General features: G+C 59.8%; 12 protein-coding genes. 10 read left to right on the top strand and 2 right to left on the bottom strand.

Features of this window, described 5'->3' with window-relative positions; translation table 11 throughout:
• Nucleotides 1–320: 320 nt before the first annotated feature.
• Complete coding sequence (locus ACYZT5_RS23695) at nucleotides 321–1,079, bottom strand: slipin family protein (RefSeq protein WP_129439535.1); 759 nt, start codon at nucleotides 1,077–1,079, stop codon at nucleotides 321–323.
• Between the two features lie 2 nt (nucleotides 1,080–1,081).
• The gene (locus ACYZT5_RS23690; RefSeq protein WP_462047644.1) at nucleotides 1,082–1,615 is read right to left on the bottom strand and encodes an NfeD family protein; all 534 of its coding nucleotides are present in this window, start codon (nucleotides 1,613–1,615) and stop codon (nucleotides 1,082–1,084) included.
• A 198-nt stretch (nucleotides 1,616–1,813) separates the two neighbouring features.
• Here ACYZT5_RS23690 and ACYZT5_RS23685 point away from each other — a divergent pair, with 198 nt between their 5' ends.
• The 10 genes from ACYZT5_RS23685 (at nucleotide 1,814) to ACYZT5_RS23640 (ending at nucleotide 10,629) form a co-directional block, all read left to right on the top strand.
• The gene (locus tag ACYZT5_RS23685; protein WP_462047643.1) at nucleotides 1,814–2,275 is read left to right on the top strand and encodes an aminoacyl-tRNA deacylase; all 462 of its coding nucleotides are present in this window, start codon (nucleotides 1,814–1,816) and stop codon (nucleotides 2,273–2,275) included.
• A 139-nt stretch (nucleotides 2,276–2,414) separates the two neighbouring features.
• Nucleotides 2,415–2,660: a DUF2789 domain-containing protein gene (locus ACYZT5_RS23680; protein WP_462047642.1), complete on the top strand. Its 246-nt coding sequence runs from the start codon at nucleotides 2,415–2,417 to the stop codon at nucleotides 2,658–2,660.
• Between the two features lie 97 nt (nucleotides 2,661–2,757).
• The gene (locus ACYZT5_RS23675) at nucleotides 2,758–2,949 is read left to right on the top strand and encodes a type II toxin-antitoxin system Phd/YefM family antitoxin (RefSeq protein WP_462047641.1); all 192 of its coding nucleotides are present in this window, start codon (nucleotides 2,758–2,760) and stop codon (nucleotides 2,947–2,949) included.
• Nucleotides 2,950–3,086: 137 nt separating this feature from the next.
• The gene (locus tag ACYZT5_RS23670; protein ID WP_462047640.1) at nucleotides 3,087–3,515 is read left to right on the top strand and encodes a MarR family winged helix-turn-helix transcriptional regulator; all 429 of its coding nucleotides are present in this window, start codon (nucleotides 3,087–3,089) and stop codon (nucleotides 3,513–3,515) included.
• Nucleotides 3,512–5,584 carry an FUSC family protein gene (locus ACYZT5_RS23665; protein ID WP_462047639.1) on the top strand — a complete coding sequence of 691 codons (2,073 nt, stop codon included), beginning with the start codon at nucleotides 3,512–3,514 and terminating at the stop codon, nucleotides 5,582–5,584. Before ACYZT5_RS23670 ends, ACYZT5_RS23665 begins: the two co-directional genes overlap by 4 nt.
• Entirely contained in the window at nucleotides 5,581–5,790 is a 210-nt protein-coding gene (locus ACYZT5_RS23660) for a DUF1656 domain-containing protein (RefSeq protein WP_149416595.1), read from the top strand. The genes ACYZT5_RS23665 and ACYZT5_RS23660 overlap by 4 nt, the downstream gene beginning before the upstream one ends.
• Nucleotides 5,787–6,674, top strand: a complete 888-nt coding sequence (locus ACYZT5_RS23655) for an efflux RND transporter periplasmic adaptor subunit (RefSeq protein WP_461967679.1) — start codon at nucleotides 5,787–5,789, stop codon at nucleotides 6,672–6,674. The genes ACYZT5_RS23660 and ACYZT5_RS23655 overlap by 4 nt, the downstream gene beginning before the upstream one ends.
• A complete protein-coding gene (locus ACYZT5_RS23650; RefSeq protein ID WP_462047638.1) occupies nucleotides 6,671–8,119 on the top strand; it encodes an efflux transporter outer membrane subunit in 1,449 nt (482 codons plus the stop codon). The genes ACYZT5_RS23655 and ACYZT5_RS23650 overlap by 4 nt, the downstream gene beginning before the upstream one ends.
• An 82-nt stretch (nucleotides 8,120–8,201) precedes the next feature.
• Entirely contained in the window at nucleotides 8,202–8,840 is a 639-nt protein-coding gene (locus tag ACYZT5_RS23645) for an NADH:ubiquinone oxidoreductase subunit N (protein ID WP_462047637.1), read from the top strand.
• Between the two features lie 283 nt (nucleotides 8,841–9,123).
• Nucleotides 9,124–10,629 (top strand): YdgA family protein, encoded by a 1,506-nt coding sequence (locus tag ACYZT5_RS23640; RefSeq protein ID WP_462047636.1) that lies wholly within the window; start codon nucleotides 9,124–9,126, stop codon nucleotides 10,627–10,629.
• Nucleotides 10,630–10,751: the final 122 nt, after the last annotated feature.

The raw sequence follows: 10,751 nt of genomic DNA, 5'->3' as shown, positions 1-10,751 counted from the left end.
AATTCCCTAAACAGTAGTTGGAGCCGTCACCGTTCGTTTGCACGCGAATTGGGTGGCGGCCGTGCGCAGGTGTGCAAGACCGGGACTGTTTAGGACACCCAGCAGATCCGAGGATCTCCTGCGCGCAGCCGCCATAAAGCAATGAGCCATGGCAATTGCGCCCTAAACAGTTTCGTCGGACTTGCACGTCCGTGTCACCGTTTTTTCAGTGACAAGGCCAGACTAGACCTGGGTTTGGGTCGTAACAAGTTCACCAACACCGCTACAACTTGAAGGAAATCTCCGATGGGATTACCGGACGTTGGTGTCTGTAGGAAAGGTCAGGGTTTGGACGACAAATCCGCCATCCCCTTGAGCAATTCGATCGGCAACGGAAAGACAATCGTCGAACTCTTGTCCCCGGCAATCGAACTCAATGTCTGCATATACCGCAACTGCATGGCCCCCGGCTGGCGCCCGAGCATTTCAGCGGCCTGCATCAGTTTTTCCGAGGCCTGCAATTCGCCTTCGGCGTGGATCACCTTGGCCCGGCGTTCCCGCTCGGCTTCGGCCTGTTTGGCGATGGCGCGGATCATCGATTCGTTGAGGTCCACGTGCTTGATCTCGACGTTGGCGACCTTGATGCCCCAGGCATCGGTCTGGGCGTCGAGTACTTGCTGGATGTCGATGTTCAACCGCTCACGCTCGGCGAGCAGTTCATCGAGCTCATGTTTACCGAGCACCGCCCGCAACGTGGTCTGAGCCAACTGGCTGGTGGCCATGAGAAAGTCTTCGACCTGGATGATGGCCTTCTGCGGATCGAGGACGCGGAAATACAACACTGCATTGACCTTGACCGAGACGTTATCGCGGGTGATCACGTCTTGTGGCGGTACGTCGAGGACCACGGTACGCAAGTCGACGCGAACCATTTGCTGGACCACCGGAATCAGCAGGATCAGGCCAGGGCCCTTGACCTGCCAGAAGCGCCCGAGCTGGAAGACTACCCCGCGCTCGTATTCGCGCAGGATGCGGAAGGTCGACCCCGCCAGTGCAATCACCAGTAACAGCAGCGCGGCAAAACCCAGTTGCAGGCCCATGGTTATTCTCCACCCGGCGCCGCGTCAGCCGCGGCCACTTCCAGCAATAATCCCTTGCGTGCCACCACCCGGACCCTTTGCCCGGGTTGCAGCGGTGTGGCGCTGAGTACTTGCCACTTTTCTCCTTGCAGGTGCACCCAGCCGTTATAGGCACTGCCGGCCTGCAACGACGTCACCGGGGTCACGCTACCCAGCAACCCGGCATCGCCACTGACCGTTTGGCGCGGTCGGGTTTTCAGGGCGTGGATCAGCAGGAAGATCAGCAACAGGGCACTCACCAGTCCCAGGCCGATCATCAACGGAACAGGCACCTCGGTGTTGGTCATAATCACCGCACCGATCACGAACATCACAATGCCGCCCAGACCGATCACGCCGTAATTGGGCAGGGCCGCCTCGGCGATCAGAAACGCGATGCCGAACGTGATCAGCCAGATCCCGATGGGGTTGGGCACCAGCAGGACGACGGTGTCCGCTGCGAATACCGATCCGCTCAAGGCCAACAGCAGCGCAACCGCAAAACAACGAGTGTTCACGTGACCCTCCGGGAGAGTCATTGATGGTTCTTTATACAGTCTAGCTGAGCTCTGAATTGTACGAATTTTGATCAGTTGTCGACGTTATTCCGGCGGGCAGATTTCCCGCGCGATCGCGCCAGCGGGCCTAGACTTTTAGTGGAGAGAAAAAGTTTAACCATTGTCCGCGAACAGTTGTTGCGGACACCGAGGTGCATCATGCGTATGGCAAGAACTGTGCAGGACAGTCTGAACAAGGCTCAATGCGAATTTGACGTCGTCACCCATCCGCACTCGGCCAGCAGCCTTGAAACGGCGCGGGTCGCGGGCATTCCCGCCGAACGGGTGGCCAAATCGGTGATCCTCGACGACCACCACGGCCATTATCTGATGGCCGTGCTGCCGGCGAGCCGTCACCTGGACCTGAGCAAAGTACGCGGCAGCGGCGAATGGCAGATCACCCGGGAAAGCACCCTGGCGCATCTGTTCCAGGACTGCGAACGCGGCGCGGTGCCAGCGTTGGGCGAATCCTATGGCATGGACATGGTCATCGACCCACTGCTGACCCGGCAAAAAGACATTTACCTGGAGGCTGGTAACCACAACAACCTGGTGCACCTGAGCATGCCGGAATTCCTGAAAATGGTGCCGCATGCTGAAGTTTGCGAGTTGAGTCAGTAATTTTTGCGGCGCCAGTGACGGCGCCTTCGCGAGCAAGCCCGCTCCCACATGGAAATGCGGTCAACTGTGGGAGCGGGCTTGCTCGCGAATGGCCGCGCCGCGGTCACCCATTCAATACGCGTTTACAAAGGAGCCCGACATGGAATCCCCAACCCACAGCCTCCCCTCCCTGTTTAAACAACTCGGCCTGCCTGATGACGCCGAAAATATCGACAAATTCATCGCCACCCATTCCCCCCTCAAACCCGAACTGCACCTGGCGGATGCGTTCTTCTGGACCAAGAGCCAGGCGGATTTCCTGCGTGACGATATTCTGGATGACGCGGATTGGGCGGAGGTGGTGGATCAGCTGGATGTGCTGTTGAGGAAGGGGCGAGGGGTGTAAAAAATTTGAGCGCAAAACCTTGTCACAGCTTTTCTGAAAGGGATTGCCTGAGCTGAAGTAGCTTTCATGGCGTTGAGTCCGACTATGAGACCGAGTCATGCAACGTGTTTTGGCAGAAAGAGTCATCAGCATCTCTGAGCTAGCGAAAAACGCAGGAGCTACAGTACGCGAAGCACAAGCCGGGCCTATTGCGGTGCTGGAAAACAATAAGATCAAGGCATATCTGGTTTCGGCAGATTTTTATGAAGCGATGCTGGTGCGTCTAGGTGATTTCAACCTGGCGTCCTGAAGAGTGTCGGAAAAATGTCCGTCCGCCTAAGAATTGTTTCAAAACTTGACCAACTTTCCCCTCCAATGCCATATTGATAGTTAGCAAACTAACAGTGTGTGCATTCCCTCGTGCCGAAGACCCTCGACGCTCTCCAGATGAACATCAGCAGCTCCATGGTGGTGGCCGCCAGGCATTGGCGGAAGATCTGCCAGACCACGCTGGTCAACTATGGAATCTCCGAAGCCTGCGCCGTCCCGTTGTTGATGATCGGGCGTTTGGGCGAGGGTGTGCGACAGGTGACGGTGGCGCAGGCGGCCGGGATGGAGAGCCCGTCCCTGGTGCGCCTGCTGGATCAACTGTGTCATGCCGGCTACGTCCGCCGCACCGAAGACGCCCATGACCGGCGCGCCAAATGCCTGAGCCTGACCGAGACCGGCCGTGAGTTGGTGCATGCCGTCGAGATCGAGCTGGTGCGCTTGCGCCATGAAGTGCTCGAAGGGATCGATCAGAGTGATCTGGAAGCGGCGTTGCGGGTACTGAGAGCTTTTGAGTCGGCCAATCATCTGCCGGTGGTGAGCCCTTGAGCGGATTTTTCACCGGCGTTCCCCCAGCGCGGGACTGGTTCTACGGTGTGCGGACGTTCGCGGCATCAATGATCGCGCTGTACATCGCCATGCTCATGCAAATGCCGCGTCCGTATTGGGCGATGGCCACGGTTTACATCGTTTCCAGTCCGTTTGTCGGGCCTACCAGTTCCAAGGCGTTGTACCGCGCGGTCGGCACCTTTCTCGGCGCCGCAGCAGCGGTTTTTTTCGTGCCGATGTTTGTCCAGAGCCCTTATGTGCTGGTGGTGGTCATTGCGCTGTGGACCGGGATTCTGCTGTTTCTGTCGCTGCACCTGCGCACCGCCAACAGTTACGCCCTGATGCTCGCCGGTTACACCTTGCCGCTGATCGCCCTGCCAGTGGTGGATAACCCGTTGGGGGTGTGGGACGTGGCCGAAGCGCGGACGGAAGAAATCTTCCTCGGCATCGCCGTGGCTGCGGTGGTTGGCGCCATGTTCTGGCCCCGGCGGCTGGCCCCGGTGTTCAATGATTCGGCGAACAAATGGTTTACCGATGCCTCGACTTACAGCCTGCGTTTCCTCCTCCGCAATGTGCAGCCGGACGAAGTCAGCGCGCTGCGTTCTTCGATGGTCGCGACCTTCAACACGCTGGAATTGATGATCGGTCAGTTGCCCCACGAAGGCGCGCGGCCGCAAACAGTGCGCAACACCAAGGAACTGCGCGGCCGCATGATTCACCTGCTACCAGTGATCGACGCCCTGGACGACGCGCTTTATGCCCTTGAACGACGCACACCTGAGCTTGTGGATAAATTCTCGCCGTTGCTGGCCGCGACCACCGAATGGCTCGGCCACAAAGACGCCGACCTGGAGCGCTGGAAAACGCTGAAAAACCAGCTCGAGGCCCTGCAACCCAGTGCCGAGGCACTGAATGATCGCAAGCAGTTGCTGTTTTCCAATGCCCTGTATCGCCTCGGTGAGTGGATCGATTTGTGGCAGGACTGTCGCAGCCTGCAGTACGCCATCCAGTGTGAAAGCCAGGACAGCTGGCGCGCGGTCTATCGGCACTGGCGGCTCGGTCGGCTGTCGTCGTTTCTCGACCGTGGGTTGATGTTCTATTCGGCGGCGTCCACGGTCACGGCCATCATCGTCGCTTCGGTGCTGTGGATTCTGCTCGGCTGGACCGACGGTGGCGCCGCAGTCATTCTGGCGGCGGTGGCGTGCAGCTTTTTCGCTTCGATGGACGACCCGGCGCCGCAGATCTACCGGTTCTTTTTCTGGACGGCGATGTCGGTGTTGTTCGCCAGCCTCTATCTGTTTCTGGTCCTGCCCAACCTGCATGACTTCCCGATGCTGGTGCTGGCGTTTGCCGTGCCGTTTATTTGCATCGGCACCCTGACAGTCAAGCCGCAGTTTTATCTGGGCATGCTGCTGACCCTCGTCAACACCTCGTCCTTCATCAGCATTCAGGGCGCCTACGACGCGGATTTCCTCAGCTTCGCCAACTCCAACCTGGCCGGTCCCGTGGGCTTGTTGTTCGCCTTCGTCTGGACCCTGATCGCCCGGCCGTTCGGCGCCGAACTGGCGGCCAAGCGTCTGACCCGTTTCAGCTGGCGCGACATTGTCAGCCTGACCGAGCCGGCCACGTTGTCTGAGCACCGGCACTTGGGCGTGCAGATGCTCGATCGCCTGATGCAGCATCTACCGCGCCTGGCCATGACCGGCCAGGACACCGGCATCGCCCTGAGGGAAGTGCGTGTGGCGCTGAACCTGCTGGATTTGCTCGCCTATACACCGCGAGTGGTCGGCGTACCGCAAGCGCTGCTGCACCAGGTGGTGGCCGAGGTCGGCGAGTATTTCAAAGCCTGCCTCAAGGCTGGCGAACGTTTGCCGGCACCGAGTCCGTTGCTGATGACCCTGGACCGCACCCGTCGTGCCCTCAACACGGAGTGCGATGAGGGCGCCCGTCTGCATTTGCTGCACGCCCTGAGTGGTCTGCGCCTGTCGCTGCTGCCAGGGGTGGAATTCGTCGGCAATGGCGAGCTCGAAGAACCGCTTCCCCATGGCATCGATGGAGCGCCTTTATGATCGGTGATCTGGATATCAGCGGGGTGTTCCTGCCCACGCTGCTGGTGCTGATGGGCATTACGTACGTGTTTTACCTGCTGGTGCACGGGTTGCTGACGCGCCTGCACTTTTACCGTCTGGTCTGGCACCGGGCATTGTTTAACGTGGCTCTCTACGCTGTGCTGCTCGGCGCCGTGGACTCACTCAGTCGATACCTGATGACATGAAAAAACCTTTTTTGACCCTCGGTCGCGTGGTCCTGACCCTGCTGATCGTGACCTTCGCCGTCGTCGTGGTCTGGCGCATGGTGATGTATTACATGTTCGCGCCCTGGACCCGGGACGGCCACATCCGTGCCGACATCGTGCAGATCGCGCCGGACGTGTCCGGGTTGATCCAGCGCGTCGACGTGCGTGACAACCAACTGGTGAAACGTGGCCAGGTGCTGTTCAGCATTGATCAGGACCGTTTCAAACTGGCTTTGCGTCAGGCCAAGGCAGCGGTCGCCGACCGTCAGGAAACCCTGGCTCAGGCGCAACGCGAAGCCAAGCGTAACCGTGGCCTCGGCAATCTGGTGCCGGGCGAGCAACTGGAAGAAAGCCAGTCCCGGGTGGCCCGCGCCGAAGTGGCGTTGATGGAAGCTCAGGTGGCCGTGGACAGCGCCCAGCTCAACCTCGACCGCTCGACCATCCGCAGTCCGGTGGATGGCTACGTCAACGACCGTGCACCGCGAACTCAGGAATTTGTCACGGCCGGGCGCCCGGTGTTGTCGGTGGTGGACAGCAATTCGTTCCACATCGACGGTTATTTCGAGGAAACCAAACTGGACGGCATTCATGTCGGTCAGAGCGTCGATATTCGGGTCATCGGCGACCGCGCTCGCCTGCGCGGGCATGTGGAAAGCATCGTCGCCGGCATCGAGGACCGCGACCGCAGCAGCGGCAGCAACCTGTTGCCCAACGTCAACCCAGCGTTCAGTTGGGTGCGGCTGGCCCAGCGGATTCCGGTGCGGATCGCTTTCGATGACGTGCCGACGGATTTCCGCATGATCGCCGGGCGTACTGCTACGGTGTCGATCATTGACGATCAAACCCAGGAGCCGGCGAAATGAGCAGGGTCTCGGGTTTGGCTATCGCCGGATTAGGCCTGCTGTTGTCAGCCTGTCAGGTGGTCGGGCCGGATTATCATTTGCCGGACGAGGCCGCCGTACACCGTGAAGACTTGCAGGGCGACTTGGCGGTGAACGGCAAGAATGTCGTCTCGGCACCGGTGCCCAGCGATTGGTGGCGCTTGTATCAGGACCCGCGCCTCGATCAATTGGTCCAGCAGGCCATGGCTTCCAACACCGATTTGCGCGTGGCAGCGGCGAACCTTTCCCGGGCCCGCGCGCAGGTCGATGAGGCTCAAGCGGCAGGTGGCTGGAGCGGCGGCGTGAAGATGGGCGCCCAGCGGTTGCAGGAGTCCGGCGAAGCATTTTTGCTGACGGATAAAGTGCCCGTGGCCAACGTTGGCGACATTGGCATTACCACCTCGTATCAGTTCGATCTGTTTGGCACGTTGCAACGCGGCATCGAGGCGGCCAAGGCCAATGCCGACGCGACTCAAGCCGCGGCGGATACGGCGCGGATTACCTTGGTGGCCGATGTGGTTCGGGCCTATACCCAAGTCTGCGCGGCCAACGAAGAGCAGGAAATCGCCCAGCATTCCCTCGACTTGCAAGCCCAGGGCACCACGCTGATCCAGCGCTTGCGCGACGCCGGGCGTGGCGATGAAACACAGGTCACCCGCTCACAAACCCAATTCAAATCCTTGCGCGCCGACATGCCGCGTTATGAGGCGGCGCGTCAGGCCGGTTTGTTCCGGTTGTCGATGCTGCTGGCCAAACCGCTGGATCAACTACCGGCCGGCACCGACCGCTGCGCCGAACTGCCGAAAATTACGCAATTGTTGCCGGTCGGTGACGGCGCGACGTTGCTCAAGCGTCGCCCCGATGTGCGGCAGGCCGAGCGACGACTGGCTGCCGCGACCGCCGGCATCGGCATCGCCACCGGCGAGTTGTACCCGGACATCAGCATTGGCGCGACCGTCGGTACCGTTGGCCTTCTGGAAAACCTCGGCAAACCGGCGACCAATCGCTGGGGCTTCGGGCCGTTGCTGACCTGGACCGTGCCGTCCAACGGCTCCCGAGCACGAATTCGCGAGGCCGAAGCCGTCACACAAGGCGCGCTGGCACATTTCGATGGCGTGGTGCTCAACGCCATCCGCGAAACCCAGACGGGTCTGGCCCAGTACTCCGCGTTGTTGCAACGTCGCGATGCGCTGGCCGACGCCGACCAATCGGCGCAACTGGCGGCAGACCAGACCCACCGCTTCTTCCAGGCCGGTCGCGCATCGTTCCTGGCGGACCTGCAAGCGACCCGCACCTACACCGATGTGCGGGCGCAACTGGCCTCTGCCAACACGCAAGTTGCCATGAGCCAGATCGATTTGTTCCTCGCTTTGGGCGGCGGCTGGGAAAGCGGACGAACGCAAGGCACGAACTCCGGCAAACCCTGAGGCCGTTGCTATGCTTTCATTTGATGAGGTCGCGCGTCGGGCTCATCAATCAAGGCTCGCGTTGGTCATGGGGATTCCAATAATGAAAAACCCTTATGCTCCCGGCTTCTGGTGCGCTATTGCGGCATTGGTGTTGCTGTCGGCCACTTATTTCTACGGCATCATGCTGGCCCACCAGATCGACAAGGCTCTGGTGTTCCTCGACAGTGCTTCAGCGCTGATTGCCGTGATGGCAATCGTGGTGGTGGCCTGGGCTTCGCTCCAGGGCCAGCGCATCAAAAAAAGACAGCTCGAACAAGGCAAGACACTGGTGCTGATCTGGGACACCAAAGTCGCGCTGCGCCGTGTCGAAACGGTGTTCGATCGGTATTTCTGGGGCAGTTACTGGCAACCAGGGCGTACGTTCCAGGAAGTCATGGGCGAACTCACCGGCACGCCGCTGGAAAAAAGCCTCGAAACCCTGAAAAAACAATGCCAGGCGCTGGACAAGCAAGTGTCCGAGGACGGCTGGCACTGGCTCAACAACGCCCGTGAACTCTCCGATGTCGCCACCGCCATGGCCCGCGAACGTTATCAACTGGACTTCTGCGACCCGCGCTCGGAATCCCCAAGCGGCACGGCGGTGATTAATCGCGACTTTGAAGTGCTGGTCTATACATGGACCGCACGGCTCAAGAGCTTTGATCATCAGCTTGATGAGATTGAGGTTCAGTATTCCTGATTCTGTGTTGGCAGGACTGACGCCATCGCGAGCAAGCTCGGCTCCTACAGGTTTAGCGCAATCCCTGTGGGAGCGGGCTTGCCCGCGATAGCGATCTCATGACCGCCGAAACTCTCAACCCCCCTGCGCGGTCCATAGACACTCTTTAACCTTTAATCATTGGGTCGCCCGCTGCGCCTGATGCTAATCTGCATCGCACTTTTAGCGCAGTCGTGACCGCAGCCCGTCATGGGTTCAGGGAAGACGACCACACCTTCAACAACGGACATTGATCGGGTTATTCATGAATAAATCAGCAGGCGTGCTTCTAGGAATTGTTGTCGCCATCGGTGCAATCAGCGCCGGCGGTGCCTGGTATACCGGGGCCAAGCTCGAAGGTGTGCTGAATACCTCGATCGCCGACGCCAACAAAGAGCTGCAAGCCGCGCTGGTCGGTTCCAACGGCACGGCGTCGCTGGAACTGGTGTCGCTGGAGCGCAATGTATTCAGCAGCACCGCGCACTACCGCCTCAAGGGCGAAGGCGAGATGTTCGGTGAAGCACCGGTAGAGCTGCTGTTTGTCGATCACATTGAACACGGTCCGCTGCCGTTCTCGCGCCTGGTGTCGCTGAAGTGGCTGCCGGTCCTTGCCACCAGTCACTACGAACTGGAAAGAACCCCGACCACCGAAAAGTGGTTCGCCGCTGCCAAGGACAAATCCCCACTGACGGGCGTGGTCAACATCGGCTACGACAACTCCACCAAGAGCACCCTCGAATTGCTCCCGCTGGACGTGGCGCTTGACGACAAGTCCAACCTGAAATTTTCCGGGCTGAACCTCGATGTCGCCGCCAGCGCTCAAGCGCAGAAGGTCAAGGCCAACGGCTACATGGACAGCCTGACGCTAAGCACCGTCGCCGAAGACCAGACGCCGGTGAAGGTCGAACTGAACGGCCTGACCCTGGCCAGCAATCTGACAAAAAGTACTTACGGTTACTACACCGGCGAGAACACCGTCGAGCTGACCGACAGCAAGACCACCTTCGGCGCCAAGCAGTCGGTATTGGGTTTCAAGAAATTTGAAATGAAGAACCAGACCGAGGAATCCGGCACCAGCGCTTCGGGGCGTGCCGATTACAAGGTGGGTGAGGTGACCTTGAACGGCAAGGCTGTCGGGTCTGCGCAGATGGCCATGAGCCTGAAGAACCTCGACATCCCGGCGACCCTGTCGCTGATGCAGATTTACCAGACCAAACTGCAACCGTACGAGAAGGCCGCCGCTGAGGCCGCTGCTGCGGGTGAACCGGCCCCAGAGTTGGTCTTGACCCCGGCCGAAGAGGCGCAAGTCAAAACCGGCCTGGAAAAACTGCTGGCCGCCGGGCCGCAGGTCGCCCTGGAGAATCTGTCGTTCAACACCCCCAATGGCGAAAGCCGCGCCAACCTGGTGCTCGACCTGACCAAACCACAATCCATGGACCTGCCGCCGGACCAGTTGACCCAACAACTGATCGCGCTGCTGGACGTCAACGTGCAAGTGTCCAAGCCAATGCTCGTTGACCTGCTGAGCGTGCAGTCGCAAATCGACGGTCAGACCGACGCCAAGCTCATCGCCGATCAGGCCACCGCCACCGCCGACATGTTTGGCAGCATGGCAGTCGGTACGCAGTTGGCAAAACTGGAAGGCAATAACATCGTCAGCAAACTGCACTACGCCAATAATCAGGTGGACTTCAACGGCCAGAAGATGACCGTCGAAGAGTTTGTCGGGTTTGTCATGAGCAAATTCGGCGGAAATGTCACCGTCCAGTAAAACCAGACCTTACCTACCGACGCCCGGCCTCTGCGCAATGCAGACGCCGGGCGTTTTGCTGTCTGGCGTTTGAAACGGGACAAGGAGCGACGCCCGCAATCTCACGAATCTGAACAATTATT

The sequence above is a fragment of the Pseudomonas sp. LB3P14 genome (genome assembly GCF_054898045.1).
This window is presented reverse-complemented; position numbering and strand designations above follow the sequence as displayed.

What these genes read in the sequence shown, in the direction of transcription:
- ACYZT5_RS23675 (WP_462047641.1), top strand. Translation starts at nt 2,758, where the DNA reads ATGCAACGTGTTTTGGCAGAAAGAGTCATCAGCATCTCTGAGCTAGCG.
- ACYZT5_RS23670 (WP_462047640.1), top strand. Translation starts at nt 3,087, where the DNA reads ATGAACATCAGCAGCTCCATGGTGGTGGCCGCCAGGCATTGGCGGAAG.
- ACYZT5_RS23640 (WP_462047636.1), top strand. Translation starts at nt 9,124, where the DNA reads ATGAATAAATCAGCAGGCGTGCTTCTAGGAATTGTTGTCGCCATCGGT.
- ACYZT5_RS23680 (WP_462047642.1), top strand. Translation starts at nt 2,415, where the DNA reads ATGGAATCCCCAACCCACAGCCTCCCCTCCCTGTTTAAACAACTCGGC.
- ACYZT5_RS23645 (WP_462047637.1), top strand. Translation starts at nt 8,202, where the DNA reads ATGAAAAACCCTTATGCTCCCGGCTTCTGGTGCGCTATTGCGGCATTG.
- ACYZT5_RS23685 (WP_462047643.1), top strand. Translation starts at nt 1,814, where the DNA reads ATGCGTATGGCAAGAACTGTGCAGGACAGTCTGAACAAGGCTCAATGC.
- ACYZT5_RS23695 (WP_129439535.1), bottom strand. Translation starts at nt 1,079, where the DNA reads ATGGGCCTGCAACTGGGTTTTGCCGCGCTGCTGTTACTGGTGATTGCA.
- ACYZT5_RS23660 (WP_149416595.1), top strand. Translation starts at nt 5,581, where the DNA reads ATGATCGGTGATCTGGATATCAGCGGGGTGTTCCTGCCCACGCTGCTG.
- ACYZT5_RS23650 (WP_462047638.1), top strand. Translation starts at nt 6,671, where the DNA reads ATGAGCAGGGTCTCGGGTTTGGCTATCGCCGGATTAGGCCTGCTGTTG.
- ACYZT5_RS23655 (WP_461967679.1), top strand. Translation starts at nt 5,787, where the DNA reads ATGAAAAAACCTTTTTTGACCCTCGGTCGCGTGGTCCTGACCCTGCTG.